At 48.9% G+C, this 15,230-nt stretch carries 17 protein-coding genes; 16 read left to right on the forward strand and 1 reads right to left on the reverse strand.

The genetic code is table 11. The annotated features are described in order from the left end of the window. Positions 1-78: 78 nt before the first annotated feature. From AQULUS_RS10950 to AQULUS_RS10975, 6 genes are all read left to right on the forward strand, one after another. Positions 79-918 (forward strand): hypothetical protein, encoded by an 840-nt coding sequence (locus AQULUS_RS10950; RefSeq protein WP_148340180.1) that lies wholly within the window; start codon positions 79-81, stop codon positions 916-918. Beyond that, positions 915-1,358, forward strand: coding sequence for a Holliday junction resolvase RuvX (ruvX, locus tag AQULUS_RS10955; RefSeq protein WP_148340181.1), 444 nt, complete (start codon positions 915-917; stop codon positions 1,356-1,358). The genes AQULUS_RS10950 and ruvX overlap by 4 nt, the downstream gene beginning before the upstream one ends. Before the next feature lie 49 nt (positions 1,359-1,407). Beyond that, complete coding sequence (locus AQULUS_RS10960) at positions 1,408-1,908, forward strand: disulfide bond formation protein B (protein ID WP_172622842.1); 501 nt, start codon at positions 1,408-1,410, stop codon at positions 1,906-1,908. Positions 1,909-2,172: 264 nt separating this feature from the next. Continuing rightward, complete coding sequence (locus tag AQULUS_RS10965; RefSeq protein WP_148340183.1) at positions 2,173-2,670, forward strand: hypothetical protein; 498 nt, start codon at positions 2,173-2,175, stop codon at positions 2,668-2,670. 25 nt (positions 2,671-2,695) lie between these two features. Next, the gene (locus AQULUS_RS10970) at positions 2,696-3,664 is read left to right on the forward strand and encodes a pyridoxal-phosphate dependent enzyme (RefSeq protein ID WP_148340184.1); all 969 of its coding nucleotides are present in this window, start codon (positions 2,696-2,698) and stop codon (positions 3,662-3,664) included. A 17-nt stretch (positions 3,665-3,681) separates the two neighbouring features. Beyond that, positions 3,682-4,839, forward strand: coding sequence for a cystathionine gamma-synthase (locus AQULUS_RS10975; protein WP_148340185.1), 1,158 nt, complete (start codon positions 3,682-3,684; stop codon positions 4,837-4,839). On the opposite strand, the gene AQULUS_RS10980 is transcribed toward AQULUS_RS10975, so the two are convergent. Then, complete coding sequence (locus tag AQULUS_RS10980; protein WP_148340186.1) at positions 4,832-5,200, reverse strand: cupredoxin domain-containing protein; 369 nt, start codon at positions 5,198-5,200, stop codon at positions 4,832-4,834. The genes AQULUS_RS10975 and AQULUS_RS10980 overlap by 8 nt on opposite strands. A 362-nt stretch (positions 5,201-5,562) precedes the next feature. Here AQULUS_RS10980 and AQULUS_RS10985 point away from each other — a divergent pair, with 362 nt between their 5' ends. From AQULUS_RS10985 to AQULUS_RS11030, 10 genes are all read left to right on the forward strand, one after another. After that, the gene (locus AQULUS_RS10985; RefSeq protein ID WP_148340187.1) at positions 5,563-7,974 is read left to right on the forward strand and encodes a RasGEF domain-containing protein; all 2,412 of its coding nucleotides are present in this window, start codon (positions 5,563-5,565) and stop codon (positions 7,972-7,974) included. Between the two features lie 168 nt (positions 7,975-8,142). Then, a complete protein-coding gene (locus AQULUS_RS10990; RefSeq protein WP_148340188.1) occupies positions 8,143-8,550 on the forward strand; it encodes an ATP synthase subunit I in 408 nt (135 codons plus the stop codon). A 19-nt stretch (positions 8,551-8,569) separates the two neighbouring features. Then, complete coding sequence (gene atpB / locus AQULUS_RS10995; RefSeq protein WP_148340189.1) at positions 8,570-9,358, forward strand: F0F1 ATP synthase subunit A; 789 nt, start codon at positions 8,570-8,572, stop codon at positions 9,356-9,358. 120 nt (positions 9,359-9,478) lie between these two features. Beyond that, positions 9,479-9,781: a F0F1 ATP synthase subunit C gene (gene atpE / locus AQULUS_RS11000; protein WP_148340190.1), complete on the forward strand. Its 303-nt coding sequence runs from the start codon at positions 9,479-9,481 to the stop codon at positions 9,779-9,781. 15 nt (positions 9,782-9,796) lie between these two features. Continuing rightward, complete coding sequence (locus tag AQULUS_RS11005) at positions 9,797-10,267, forward strand: F0F1 ATP synthase subunit B (protein WP_148340191.1); 471 nt, start codon at positions 9,797-9,799, stop codon at positions 10,265-10,267. A 15-nt stretch (positions 10,268-10,282) separates the two neighbouring features. Then, positions 10,283-10,819, forward strand: a complete 537-nt coding sequence (locus tag AQULUS_RS11010) for a F0F1 ATP synthase subunit delta (RefSeq protein ID WP_148340192.1) — start codon at positions 10,283-10,285, stop codon at positions 10,817-10,819. 14 nt (positions 10,820-10,833) lie between these two features. Continuing rightward, on the forward strand, positions 10,834-12,387 hold the full coding sequence (gene atpA / locus AQULUS_RS11015) for a F0F1 ATP synthase subunit alpha (protein ID WP_148340193.1): 1,554 nt from the start codon (positions 10,834-10,836) through the stop codon (positions 12,385-12,387). A gap of 12 nt (positions 12,388-12,399) precedes the next feature. Beyond that, entirely contained in the window at positions 12,400-13,263 is an 864-nt protein-coding gene (gene atpG, locus AQULUS_RS11020; protein ID WP_148340194.1) for a F0F1 ATP synthase subunit gamma, read from the forward strand. 135 nt (positions 13,264-13,398) lie between these two features. Next, on the forward strand, positions 13,399-14,775 hold the full coding sequence (gene atpD / locus AQULUS_RS11025) for a F0F1 ATP synthase subunit beta (protein ID WP_148340353.1): 1,377 nt from the start codon (positions 13,399-13,401) through the stop codon (positions 14,773-14,775). Further along, positions 14,772-15,203: a F0F1 ATP synthase subunit epsilon gene (locus tag AQULUS_RS11030; RefSeq protein WP_148340195.1), complete on the forward strand. Its 432-nt coding sequence runs from the start codon at positions 14,772-14,774 to the stop codon at positions 15,201-15,203. The genes atpD and AQULUS_RS11030 overlap by 4 nt, the downstream gene beginning before the upstream one ends. The last annotated feature ends 27 nt before the right edge of the window (positions 15,204-15,230 follow it).

A 15,230-nucleotide genomic window follows, 5' to 3' on the forward strand; every position in this document is an offset into this window, starting at 1 on the left:
ACCGGCACAAAAGCCGGATTTCGCATTGGCGAAACTTTCTTGCTATGATAGGTTAACAGTAGCCCAAGGACGATCTGTATGGATACACTTCTGCCTTCAAAACCCGGTTCTTACCGCAAGATCATCAAAACCAGCATCAAACTATATCGCGCGAGTTTCACTCGAATCATCTTGTTAAGCCTTCTGTTGTCTCTCACCATGTTTATTCCGCGAATTCTGACCATTTTCATTGGCGAAGACTGGCTGTTTAACCTGCCGCCGCTGAGTCCGCACCGGCTCTGGATACTGGCCGTGGATCTGGTCGTCCTGACGTTTTTTGTCGGCATTATCTGGCGCATGCATTGCGTGATCCGTGACAAGCACGAACCCCTGATTGAAGATATATCCGTCGGCCTGAAAAAACTGCTTTATGTGGTATTCGCGACTCTGATAGAGAGCGCCATCGTTTTTTCCGTGATGCTGACCATGGTCGGCATTCAACTTGTACTGGTTAAATATCAAGTGCTCTTTTACAACCACTTGCTGGGAGGAATGATCACACTGGCCATCTTCAGCATTCAGCTTTTGCTGATTACCTATATTTCCATGCTGTTCATCTTTCTGGTTCCCTTGATCGCGATAGAAAACAGGGGAGTGCTAGGCTCTCTGGAGCGCAGCGCCAGGCTGGTGTGGAATCACTGGTGGCGCGTCTTTTCAGTTCAGATCACCCCGTGGCTGTGTTATCTCGCATTATTAATTATCATCAAATATGTACTGCGCATTAATATCCATATATATTTCGTCGAACCCAGCACCAATACAATCTGGACCACGCTTATCCATCTGATTGTCTTTGCGCTGTATATACCGTGGTTTGCCGCCACCTTGCTCGTCCAACTGAAAGACCTGGAACTTAGAAAACATTTAGTGCCTCAATGAATTCAGAAAACATTTCCACACCCAAAATACTTTTGGGGTTTGATTTTGGCATGAAACGGATAGGTGTTGCCGTAGGTCAAACCATCACCAGAACTGCGAGACCTGTTGCCACCCTCCAGGCCAAAGACGGCCTTCCCCAATGGAATGAACTCGAAAAGCTCATCAAAAGATGGCGGCCCGATGCCCTGGTCGTGGGCATTCCGCTCAATATGGATGGAACCGAACAGAAAATCAGCGCTCAGGCGCGTCAGTTCGCTGAATTACTGCGCGAGCGCTGCAAACTGCCCGTACATGAAATGGATGAGCGTCTGACTACCCGGGATGCGCGGGAGCGGCTGTTTACCCAGGGCGGATTCAAGGCACTTCAGGATGGACAAGTTGACAAAGTCGCTGCACAATTAATCCTCCAAAACTGGTTTGCGGCAAAGCTCGATCATTAGAGACTGCCCGCGGCTCATGGCGGCTGACTAGAAATACTGGAATATGACTATGACTATTCGTTCATCTTATTTTTTTGGCCTCGCGGTCGTCAGTGTTTTATTACTCACCAGCCTGTATTTTCAATTCTTTGAAGGCATCATGCCATGCCCGCTTTGCACGCTGCAGCGCATTTCCTTTGCCATACTTGGCATCCTGTTTCTGGTGGGAGGACTGATTCATTCCCGGCGCGGCGTGCGGCTGACCATTAACTCCTTATGCACGCTGACATCCATTCTGGGTATTGTTCTCGCGGGCAGACAGGTATGGCTGCAAAATTTCCCTTCGGCTGAAAACACCGAGTGCGGTGTCAGCATTCAATACATGATGCAAGTCTTGCCCATGAATGAAGTCATGCAAAAAATATTCGCCGGAAGCGCGGAATGCACCCAACGGGGTTGGGAATTTTTGCATCTGAACATGGCGGAATGGGCATTGATCTGGTTTGTGGGTTTTCTGATCATGTCCGTTTGCCTGTTCCTGGAAGAATTCAAGTGGTTTAAACATAAGTAATTAACCCGCCGCCGCACAGGCGGGTTGTCCTCCCCGCAGCAAAGAAGCGGAACCAGAGCACTCCTCCATCGTTTGATTAAGCACAAAGTGAGAATTTAAATACAATACTCGTTATAACGATTAAAATACGGTCTTTCATCGCACTTATTCCCGACCATATACCGGATAAATTATTCTGAATACAGGCTGTAAGCTTTTGAAATGAGTTCTAACATTGCCTGAGATTTTGAGATAATATAAATACATCAACCAAGATATGACTCTATGATGCCGGCTAAAAAATTACTTGTTCGCATAAGCATGTTTTTGGGGCTGTGCCTCTGCGCGCCTTTCAGTTTTGCCCAAGCCGATGAAGAAGTATTAGGCCAAACAATCCAGATCTATACCCGCTTTCATTCATTTATTGGCAAGCCCATCTGGACATTGATTATTCGTGATATTGACCACAATCAAAATATCCCGTATTTATTCGATATCCGGAAAGGGGGAAATCACTGGGTCGCATTTACATTTGGCAGAAATTATCTGATCACCGTTTCAAGACTGCAGATCGAAACCTACCGCTCCCGGTATAACAAGTTTAAAAATTACCGTATTAATGATTTTTGTAACCTGGAGAGCAACGGAAGAATTATCAGGGGCAGATCGATGTACATTACAATAGACGGCGATTTATCGCCCTATTCAAACACTTATACCTGTCATGTCTCATCCTATCCCGATGAAAACTTTTATATCTATAACCCCGATTCAACCAGTTAATCAGTACTAGATCCAAGGAGAGTTTATGCTGCTGCACAATATCCTAGAAGCCGTGGGAAAAACGCCTGTTGTCCGAATTAATCGGCTGGCGGCTGATCTGCCCTGCGAATTATACGCAAAATGCGAGTTTCTGAATCCGGGCGGATCCGTCAAGGACAGGATCGCGGTGGAAATGGTCTGTCAGGCTGAAAAAGAGGGCCGGATCAAACCGGGTGACACCTTGATTGAAGCAACTTCGGGAAACGCCGGGATAGGATTTGCACTGGCGGGCGCAGTAAAAGGCTATAACATTATCATCACCATGCCTGAAAAAATGAGCCGCGAAAAAGAAGTGATCCTGGAAGCGCTGGGCGCCAAAATTTACCGCACGCCTACGGAAGCCAAATGGAATGACCCTGACAGTCATATTTCCCTGGCAAAACGGCTGGAAAAAGAATTGCCCAACGCTCACATTCTCAATCAATACACCAACCCGTCCAACCCGGACGCACATTATAAACACACCGCCCAGGAAATCCTCGATGACATGGGCGGCGATCTCGCAATGGTGGTCATGAGCGTAGGAACCGGCGGCACGATTACCGGCGTGGCGAAACGTTTGAAAGAAGAACTGCCGCATATCCGCATAATCGGGGTGGATCCCTTCGGCTCTATCCTGGGCGGCGGAACTGAAGTTTATCCGTATCTGGTCGAGGGCATCGGATATGACTTCATACCTGATGTACTCGATAACAGGCTGGTCGATGAATACATCAAGGTCAATGACAAGGATTCTTTCCTGACAGCGCGCCGATTGATACGGGAAGAAGGGCTGCTCGTAGGCGGCTCATCAGGCACCGCGGTCTTTGCCGCACTGCATGCCGCGAAGACACTCAAAAAAGGACAAAAGTGTCTGGTCATTCTGCCTGACGGTATCCGCAATTACATGTCCAAGTTTGTCGATGACAAGTGGATGCGGGCGCATGGATTTCTTGAAGAAAAAACTGAAGTATAAGAGGCGGACGCGCACCCATGAGCAAGCATACACAAGATATCGCCACGCGTGCCATTCACGCGGGACAACAGCCTGATCCCGCGACAGGCGCCATCATGACACCCATCTACGCGACTTCCACCTATGTGCAAGAAAGTCCGGGCAAACATAAGGGATACGAATATTCCCGTACCAAAAATCCGACACGCTTTGCCTATGAACAATGCGTTGCTGACCTGGAATCGGGACAACACGGGTTTGCGTTCGCATCAGGCATGGCCGCCATCGCGACCACGCTTGAGATTCTGGCTCCCGGCGATCATGTGATCGTTTGCGATGATGTCTACGGCGGGACCTACAGGCTTTTTGAAAAAGTCAGAAAGCGGTCGGCGGGATTGAAAGTCTCTTTTGTGGACATGACAGATATTCAAAACATTGAAAAGCATATTTTGCCCGAGACACGTCTGATCTGGGTGGAAACACCGACCAATCCCATGCTAAAGCTGATGGACCTGGGCAAGATAGCGGCGCTGGCAAAAAAACACCGGCTTGTTTCCGTAGTGGATAATACTTTTGCCACCCCGATTATTCAGAGGCCGTTGGAACACGGGTTCGATCTGGTCATTCACTCGGCAACCAAGTATCTGAACGGCCACTCGGATATCATTGGCGGTATTGTTGTGACGGGTGAGAATGCACAGCTGGCTGAACAAATCCATTTCCTGCAAAATTCTGCCGGCGCAATTGCCAGTCCTTTCGACAGTTTTCTCGCGCTGCGGGGATTAAAAACCCTGGTTGTGCGCATGGAACGTCATTGTGAAAACGCCATGGAGCTTGCCCAATGGCTTGCGGCTCACCCCAGGATAGAAACCGTTATTTATCCAGGCTTGCCTTCTCATCCGCAGCACAAGCTCGCGAAAGAACAAATGAAGTATTTTGGCGGCATGATTTCCGCGGAAATCAAGGGCGGGCTGGCGGATACCATTCGCATGCTTGAGCGCTGCCAGATTTTTTCTCTGGCAGAAAGTCTGGGCGGTGTGGAAAGTCTGATCGAACATCCCGCGATCATGACACATGCCAGCTTGCCTGCCGAGCAGCGGGCTGCGCTGGGGATAAAAGACAACTTCATCCGTCTCTCGGTTGGAATTGAAAACCTGCAGGATTTAAAACAGGATCTGGATCAGGCGCTCAAATAATGATGATTCTGCCGTGCTTGCCGCTGCCCTGACAGTCAAAATCCACCGTGCCTCTGGCCAGCGGCGGGAAAGAAATATTAATGGGAATATCCAGCATGAATGGGTAAGCTGCGTTGAATTGCGGGAATTCAATCGATGTCTTGCAAGCTTCCGCATTTTCCCGGATAACGCGCAACTTCAATGGCTTGCCGGCAGCCACCTGGATCAGAGAGGGCTGATAACCCCGTTCATTTACCATAATGGTGACAGAATCATCGGCGCGCCGGGATTCTCCTGTGTTTTTGAACATGAAATAAGCTGTCATCCCCAGTAGAATAACGATAGAAGCAAGAATATTGACGACCAGTACATCGCTCTTCATATTTTATTTAAGTCTCCTGACAACAAAAACCATTAACCTGAATCACGTCTTACCGCAGCAAAGTATATCCCAACCGCCAGCACCGCCGCCATGATACCCGGCAGAATACCACGGAGTTCATAAATCCAGGAATGGTCCGCCAACATGGAAGCTGAAGCATTTAAAAATAAGAGCGGGAATACAGGATAGGCAGTCGATGTACTGATGAATATGATAGTCATCTCCAGCAAATTATAAAAATAGCTTCATATAATCATTTACTTGGATAAAACACCGCACAGCTTCTGCCATTCCGTCCATAAGGCAAATTTAATAAATCTGAACTATACATATAGTTAATACGCATAAATGACGAGGCAACCATGGATACTCGCAAACCTGGTGACAAACTCGATCAAGCCATTGCTGCCGCGCATCAAGACGGCCCTCCTGAACTGAGGCTGGCGCGCCTGGAAGCAGCGGTTTGTGAACCGGGAGTCAGGGATGTGTTAAAACACGATCCCCGTCGTCTAGCCGCGTATCAGTCTGCCTATTCATCCTGCGCGGACGCGCTCGCGAAAGAACTTAGTGTATTGAACCGGCATATCTATGCCCAGATTGATAATCTGGATAATGTTGAAGTTAAAAAGCAGAAATATGGTTATAGAATACCTCTCAGTCACCGCATGGTGACGACCAGTTTTAACATGTTGGCACAGCATGTCGCGCGCAGTATTGTTTCGGAAGAAAACATAGACAGACGCACCATGATCATGGAGCGTTGGATCAATATCGCACAGCGGTGTTTTAATGAAAAAGATTTCAATACCTGTTTTGCGATAATGGCGGGGCTGGGTTCCACACCTGTATTCAGGTTGAAAGCCACCAATGACGGACTGTCAGGGAATGCCGTCCGGTTTCTTGAAATCTTCCGGCCGCTGCTTGCGAATGCGGATGCTACCACCACGCTGATGTCACGAACCGGTACCGATATTATTCCATATTATGGAACATATCGAACCGCGCTGACATTCATCCTGGATAAAATTGACAGTGCACAGCGTAAAAAAGACATGCCTGCATTGCAGGCGGAACAATCCGCGCGTGATCAGCTGATCACCAGTCTGGAGCGTATCAAGGTTTATCAAAATAGTATTGACACCATCCGGCAGGCAAAGGATATGAGCCCTTTGCAAGCCATGCTGCTGAGAAAAACCATGGTACAAATCATGAAAGAAATAGCGGAAGAAAAAAGCATGGCCGAGGAGGAAATCCGCCGCGCTGAAGCAGATATCCGGCAACTGGAAGAAGAATTTGCCAGCGAAAAAGGACCGTATCAATCGTATCTCAAAGCAAAAACCGAATATGAAAAAAGTAAAAAGGATGATAAAGCAACCCATGCCTGGGAAGAAGAAAAACAGAAATTTGACGCTGCGAAGAAAAAAATCGAAGCGGCTCAAAAAAGCCGCCTAGGCTTGGTGCAAAAACGCGACGCCATACTGGAGATTTACAAGCGTCACGAAGAAGTATTAAAAGCCTCTTTGAAAGACGTAGTCGTGGTCGAAAGAGCATTGGTTGAACCGGAATCCGACAAATCCGCCAAAATAAAAAAAATGGAAATCCAGCTGCCCCTCGATAAAATCGATGATGCTCTGTCCCTCGAAGCGGAACCCCGAAATCAGCAGATAACATCCAGCACGCTGTTCACTGATTTTGAATCCCTGATCAATCCGGGAATTTCCCAGCGTATCAATGAAGCCTCACTGATCATAGACTGTGTGAATATCATGAAAGAATCGAGCACGACAACCAACAGCATGCGCGGCAATAATATCAAGATAGCCGGGATATGCAGCGCCATGACGCCGGGTGAAATCCAGCAAGATCTGTCCCGGTTAAATGATGAGATTGAGCAAGTCAGACTTTTTGTCCTGGATGCCAAGCGAAATATAGAACGCCATCTGGCCGGCGGCCATAAAATGCATAAGGATGAAAAGCTGATTGATCAGATTCTGGAAAAGCTCCAGACCGAATATCTGCGTCTGAATTCCATGTTAAGCGCACTGGAATCAAACGCGAAGCGCGTCAGCCAGAAATTTCCGGGCGGCGAACCCTGGGATATATTACGCGAAAACATTCAATATATAGAAAAACTACACGAGGTCTTCGCCAGTCTGAGTGACCCCCTGAGTGAATTGACCAGTGCGCGCCCAGCCGTTCCTATAGATCATGCTCACGTGCGCCGGCCTCTCACCATGCGGCTGAATGAGCCGCTTGCTTTTCCGGCATGGTTAAATCTGGAGCAAGAGTCTGAACCATCCAGTATGATAACCAGCGCAGACACCCAATCCGCTGACAGTCTTCTGAGTGAAGCAGCCGTTGAAACAAGAAAGCTGAAACGGGATCAGACAAGAAGACACGCAGTGAATCTCTCGGAAACCCTTGCCAGTCAGGGCAGTCCTATAGTCCGAAGCACTCAGGATCAGGCTCCAACGGCATCTGCTTCTAAACCATCCCGTTCGGAAGAAGCCACTGCCACATCGCCCCAGATACCACGGCGGACAGCAAGAAAATATCCGGCTTTTGCACCGCCTGTTCTGCCCCGGCATCATGAGCCTAAAACCCATGAACCCAGCCCTCAGGAAACCCCTGCCAATGCTTCTCAGGCCGCCAAAGGTCCAATGACCCTGATCGACGAACTACGAAAGAAACAGGCTGATATCTCGGCAAAAAACCAGCAAAGACCCTCTACGCCGCCGCCAAGGCCTCCCAGAAAAGATTCCAGCGGAAAATGAATAGTACATCGATAATTCTGACAGACGCTGCCCGCTGATGATCACACGGTAACCCTGTTGATAACAGAACCTGATCAGGCAGCGTCGCGGTCACATCTGCGAAGCCCGTTGCCATCGGGGCTAGAGTTCATTATACTCGCGCAAACTTGCCGGACTCTACAAATACGCATGGCAACCAGAAAGCTAAAAAAATTAGTTCAGGATAAAGCTTACAGAATCGTTTTTTTACAACTGGCGGGCGTAATGGTGCTGGCATTCGCCGCATGGGTGCTCAGCGGCAGAGTAAGCGGGTTTTCAGTATTAATGGGTGGTTTTGCCTACGGTCTGCCTAATCTTTTTTTTGTATGGCGGGTCTTTCGCTATGTCGGCGCGTCACAGATGACCTTGTTCATGGCGGCTTTTTTTGTGGGTGAAATGGTGAAACTGGCCTTAAGTGCCGTATTGTTTTTAGTTATTGTGAAATACTTGCCGGTTAGTTTATTATCCGTGCTCATTGGATATATCGGGGCGATCGTTTCGTTCTGGATTGTTTGTTTTTGGTTATTTTCTAGAAATATTGATGCAAAAGCAGTTTAAGGCGGTAAGGAGTTGGTAGATGACTGAAGCCGGTATGAACCCTGGACAATATATTGCACATCATCTTGAGCATTTATCGCTCAACCTTAAGACCTTTACACTGGGTGAGGGCGGCGGCTTCTGGACATTAAACCTCGACACCATGCTTGTTTCCGTGATCATAGGCGTTTTGCTGCTGGCCACTTTACGCATCGCCGCCACCCGCATGACTGAAGTGCCAGGCAAATTACAGAATTTTGCTGAAATGCTGATTGAATATGTGGACAAGACTGTCCATGAAATCTTTCATCACAAAACCACTTTTATTCCTTCACTGGCGCTGACCATCTTTATCTGGGTCTTTGCCATGAATGCCATGGATTTGTTGCCGGTGGATTTCCTGCCCAGAGTGCTTGGCATATTCGGCGTTCCCTATTTCAAAAGCGTTCCAACCGCAGATCCCAATGCCACGTTCGCGATGTCCATCACCGTATTTCTGTTGATTATTTATTTTAATGTGCGCACAAAGAAACAGCATTTTTTGAAGGAAATGCTGACTTTTCCCTTTGGGCCGTATCTTTTTCCCATCAACTTCGTATTTCGCGTCATTGAAGAATGCGTGAAACCCATTTCGCTGGCATTGCGACTTTTTGGCAACATGTTCGCCGGCGAACTGATTTTTATTCTTATCGCCATCCTGCCCTGGTGGATTCAGTGGGGGCCGGGTGCGATCTGGGCGATATTTCATATATTGATTATTACGCTGCAAGCATTCTTGTTCATGATGTTGACAATTATTTATCTCAGCATGGCGCAAGAATCACACTAGTTAGTGCCGTCCTTTTGTTCATAAAAGCGACCGCGGTGGAAAAAGCGTATTTAAAAGATTGGCACAGAGACGGTTTTTAATAAAATTATTATTTTTTAATTTATCAAGTTAGGAGGCTCCATGGAAATCACATCTATTATCGGCCAGGTACAAGGGTATAGTGTCATCGCAGCAGGTCTTCTGATCAGCTTTGCGGCTCTCGGTACCGCCATCGGGTTCGGTCTGCTAGGCGGCAAGTTTCTTGAAGGTGTTGCCCGTCAGCCAGAATTGGGTCCCATGTTAATGGTGCGCATGTTTATCGTCGCAGGTCTGGTAGACGCGTTTGCCGCGATTTCTATTGTGATGGGTCTATTGCTGTTCTTTGCTGAAAACTCATTTTTACGTAATGCTCTTTCAGCGGCAAAAACGAGCGTCGGTGCTTAAACACGGGGATCAAAGATGGATATTAACGCCACCATAATCGGCCAATTTATCACGTTCGCAATCCTGGTATGGTTTACCATGAAGTATGTATGGCCGCCCATTACCAAGACCTTGCATGACCGCGAGAAAAAAATTGCCGCCGGTCTTGAAGCTGCGGAACGAAGCAAGCGCGAACTGGAAATGGCGGAACACAAGGCTTTTTCCATTATTCGTGAAGCCAAGCAACAGGCTTCGCAGATTATCGAGCAGGCAAACCTGCACTCGGCGCAACTTGTCGAAGAAGCAAAGAGTCATGCCAAATCCGAAAGCCAGCGCATTGTGGAACTGGCGCAAGGCGAAATTGATCGTGAAGTGGCTCAAGCAAAAGAAGCATTAAAAGCCCAGTTGGCGATGCTTGCTGTCACCGGCGCTGAAAAAATCATTCAACGCAAACTCGATCCATCCATTCACAATGATTTGTTGAATGAACTGGCTGCCGAGATTTAAGAGTAGGGTCTAACTATGGCAAATTTATCGAGCATTGCAAGGCCTTATGCTCTCGCCGCGTTTGAATGCGCGCGGGAAAGCCGGGAATTGCCTGCGTGGAAAGCTTTTCTGGAAGCCGCTTCCTGTCTTGCGAAGCAGCCCGCCGTTGTCAGACTGCTAGGGAATCCTGAATTGTCCACGGCAAGAATATTCGATTTTTTTCACGAAATCCTGGCTGCGGATATCAATGCGGAAAGAAAGAACTTTTTGCTGCTGCTTTCCCAGAACAAGCGGTTGAATGTGCTTCCGGAAATCGCCGAGGGATTTAACCTGTACTACGCTGCGCTGGAAAAAATCAGCAAGGTGCGTGTTATCACGGCGGTTGAAACACCGGATAGTTTCATGAACAAGCTTTCCCAGGCTTTGACAAAACGAATTCAGCGTGAAGTCTCGCTGCAATGCGAGGTTGATCCGGCACTGATAGGCGGAGCAATCATTCACATTGGTGACAGGGTTATAGACGGCTCCATACGCGGGAAACTAACTCGCCTGCTTGAGAGTCTAACAGGCTAATAAAGGTGATCACTATGCAAGTCAAGCAATTAAGTCCAACAGAAATCAGCGAATTAATTAAACAACGTATCGAACATTTTGACCTGAAGCCCGAGGTTCGCACTGAAGGCAGCATCGTCAGCGTGAAAGACGGGGTCGTCCGTCTTTACGGTCTTGCAGATGTCATGCAGGGCGAAATGATCGAGTTTGCGGAGCATACATATGGTCTTGCTCTCAACCTGGAACGTGATTCCGTTGGTGCTGTTGTGCTTGGCCGCACCGACCACTTGTCTGAAGGCCAGACAGCAAAATGTACCGGCCGCATTCTTGAAGTTCCTGTTGGTGAAGCGCTGCTGGGACGCGTCGTGGACGCGTTAGGCAATCCCATTGACGGCAAAGGCGCGGTCCAGACCAAGCTGTCTTCGCCAATTGAAAAAGTAGCTCCGGGTGTTATCGCCCGCCAGCCTGTATCCCAACCCATGCAGACAGGCGTGAAAGCCATTGACTCCATGGTGCCAATCGGACGGGGCCAGCGTGAATTAATCATAGGCGACCGCCAGACCGGTAAAACCGCCATTGCGATAGACGCCATCATTAATCAGCGTGATACCGGCGTAAAATGTATTTATGTCGCCATCGGTCAAAAGGCTTCTTCTATCGCGGCCGTGGTACGCAAACTCGAAGAACACAATGCCTTGAAACATACCATTATCGTCGTCGCGACCGCTTCCGATCCCGCCGCCATGCAATACATCGCCCCCTATGCCGGCTGTGCGATGGGTGAATATTTCCGGGACCGCGGTGAAGATGCGCTGATCATTTATGATGATCTTACCAAGCAGGCATGGGCTTATCGTCAAATCTCCCTGCTGCTGCGCCGTCCGCCTGGCCGTGAAGCTTATCCTGGCGATATTTTTTATCTGCATTCACGCTTGCTGGAACGCGCATCCCGTGTCAACGCAGAATATGTGGAAAAAATGACTGACGGCAAGATCAAAGGCAAGACCGGATCGCTGACAGCGCTGCCTGTTATTGAAACACAGGCTGGCGACGTGTCTGCGTTCGTGCCGACAAACGTCATCTCCATCACTGATGGTCAAATCTTCCTGGAAACCGACTTGTTTAATTCCGGCATACGTCCTGCCATTAACGCGGGTCTGTCCGTGTCCCGTGTGGGCGGTGCCGCGCAAACCAAGATCATGAAAAAACTCGCCGGCGGAATTCGCATCGGCCAGGCGCAGTATCGTGAATTGGCGGCATTTTCTCAATTCATGTCGGATCTGGATGAAGCGACGCGCAAACAGCTTGAACGCGGTCAACGCATTACTGAAGTCATGAAACAGAAGCAATACATGCCTTTGTCTGTCGCTGAAATGGCAACGGTCTTGTTTGCCGCAGACCAGGGTTATCTTGATGACGTGCCAGTCAACCGTATCGCTATTTTTGAACAGGAACTGATTAGCTATTTGCATGCAAAATACGGCGAATTCGTTGAACGCATCAACAAATCCGGCGATTACAACGATGAAATCGTGAATACCTTGCGTACGATTCTCGAATCATTCAAAGCCAACCAGTCTTGGGACTAAGGGGAAGCTAAAATGGCTATTGCTAAAGAGATCCGCCTGAAAATCCATAGCATCAAGAACACGCAAAAGATCACCAAAGCGATGGAAATGGTGGCGGCCAGCAAAATGCGCAAGACTCAAGACCGCATGGCCAAAGCCATACCTTATGCCAAAGAGATTTTAAAAGTCATCAACCATGTCGCCAGGGCGAACTCAGAATACCGCCACCCTTATATGGAAAAGCGTGAAATCAAGCGCGCGGGCTATATTGTCATCACCACGGACAGGGGACTGTGCGGCGGATTGAACAGCAATCTTCTGAAATCAACCATCAAAGCCGTCAAGCAGGAAATGGATAACCAGGTAGAAGTGGATCTCTGCCTGATTGGCAGCAAGGCCATGCAGTTCTTCAAACGCATAGGCGGTAACGTTCTCGCCCATAAGCGTGACCTGGGTGACGCGCCAAGCGTGACAGACTTGATAGGCGTGGTACGCGTCATGCTGGATGCCTATCTAGAGAAAAAAATCGATGCCTTGTATATCTGCACCAATGAATTTGTAACCACCATGCGTCAGGACCCTGTCATTCAGCAGGTGCTGCCGTTGACCGCATCCGAAGACACCGAGTTGCAGCATCACTGGGATTATATTTATGAACCTGATAACGCACCCGAGCTGCTGGACAGGCTGCTCACGCGTTACATTGAATCCCAGGTTTACCGCGCGGTCATTGAAAATATTGCATGTGAGCAGGCTGCCCGCATGCTGGCCATGCGAAATGCCACCGACAATGCCGCCGAATTGATATCCAATTTGCAGCTGGTCTATAACAAGGCCAGACAGGCGTCGATTACACGCGAGTTGTCAGAAATCGTGGCGGGCGCATCAGTCATTTAGTTTGGCGGTTTGAGTCTCTTTTCGCAGCGGCGAAAAGACAAGAAGATGGTACAAAAAGCTTTTACGGCAACCATGCCATAAGAGCGGGGAAGTAGGCGAAAATGTTTTCTATTGAGGTAATTGAAAATGACACACATGAATCAAGGTAAAATAGTTGAAATTATCGGCGCCGTGGTCGACGTTGAATTCCCACGCCAGGATGTTCCCCGAATTTATGACGCTTTAAAAGTAGACGAGCAAAATCTCGTCCTTGAGGTTCAACAGCAGATTGGCGACGGTGTTGTCCGCACCATCGCCATGGGCACCACAGACGGCTTGCGCCGCGGTTTGAATGTCGCCAATACAGGCAAGCCGATTCTGGTTCCGGTCGGCAAACCGACACTGGGACGCATCATGAATGTCCTGGGTGATCCCATTGATGAACAAGGCCCGATTAACACAGACCAGTTTCTGCCGATTCACCGTCCTGCGCCTACATTTTCCGAACAGGCTCCCTCTCAGGAGCTGCTGGAAACTGGCATCAAGGTCATAGACCTTGTTTGCCCGTTCGCAAAAGGCGGAAAAGTCGGTCTCTTCGGCGGCGCGGGCGTGGGCAAGACTGTTAACATGCTGGAATTGATTCGTAACATCGCTATTGAACACAGTGGTTACTCGGTATTTACCGGCGTCGGCGAACGTACCCGTGAAGGCAACGACTTCTACCTGGAAATGAAAGAGTCACAGGTTCTGGACAAGGTTGCGCTGGTATACGGTCAAATGAATGAACCACCGGGCAATCGTTTGCGCGTGGGTCTGACCGGCTTGACGATCGCTGAAAGTTTCCGCGACGAAGGCAAAGATGTGCTGTTGTTTGTTGACAACATTTTCCGATACACGCTTTCCGGGGTGGAAGTCTCCGCACTGCTGGGTCGTATTCCTTCCGCTGTGGGTTATCAGCCTACACTGGCCGAGGAAATGGGCGTGCTGCAGGAACGCATCACTTCGACCAAGACAGGCTCCATCACTTCCGTACAAGCTGTTTACGTGCCCGCTGACGATCTAACCGATCCGTCGCCGGCGACCACATTTGCGCACTTGGATGCAACAGTGGTGTTATCCCGTCAAATCGCCGAGCTGGGGATTTATCCTGCCATTGACCCTCTCGATTCCACCAGCCGCCAGCTTGATCCGCTGGTCGTAGGCCAGGAACATTATGATGTTGCCCGCGGTGTGCAAAAAACCCTGCAGCGTTACAAAGAGCTGAAAGACATCATCGCCATCCTGGGTATGGATGAATTATCTGAAGAAGACAAACAGACAGTCGCACGCGCGCGCCGAATTCAGCGCTTTCTGTCACAACCGTTCTTTGTCGCCGAAGTCTTTACCGGCACACCCGGCCGCTATGTTCCCATCAAGGAAACCATACGCGGATTCAAGGGAATCCTGAGCGGTGAATATGATCATTTGCCCGAACAAGCCTTTTATATGGTAGGTTCAATTGATGAAGCAGTGGAAAAGGCCAAGACGCTATGAACGTAGCAACTCTTCGATTAGATATTGTCAGCGCTGAAAAGCAGATTTTCTCCGGCGAAGCGGAGCTTGTCTTCGTCAACGGAGAAATGGGCGAACTGGGTATCGCGCCCGGCCATTCCCAGCTTCTCACCACATTAAGACCCGGTCAGGTACGCGCCATACTTCCAAACAAGGAAGAAGAAATCTTTTATATTTCTGGCGGCATGCTTGAAGTGCAGCCATATATAGTCTCCGTGCTGGCTGACACAGGCATGCGCGCAGACGACATTGATGAAGCTTCGGCCCTCGCGGCGAAAGAACAGGCTGAAAAAGCCCTGGCAGGAAAAATGTCCGCCATTGATGTAGCCAAGGCCACCGTTGAACTGGCAGAAGCGGTCGCGCAAATTCGCGCCATTCAGCAATTAAAGAAACGGGTCAAAATCAAATAACATTCATCACAGAGAGACTACAAAATG

The organism is Aquicella siphonis (assembly GCF_902459485.1).
In the GTDB taxonomy this organism is placed as follows: Bacteria; Pseudomonadota; Gammaproteobacteria; order DSM-16500; family DSM-16500; genus Aquicella; species Aquicella siphonis.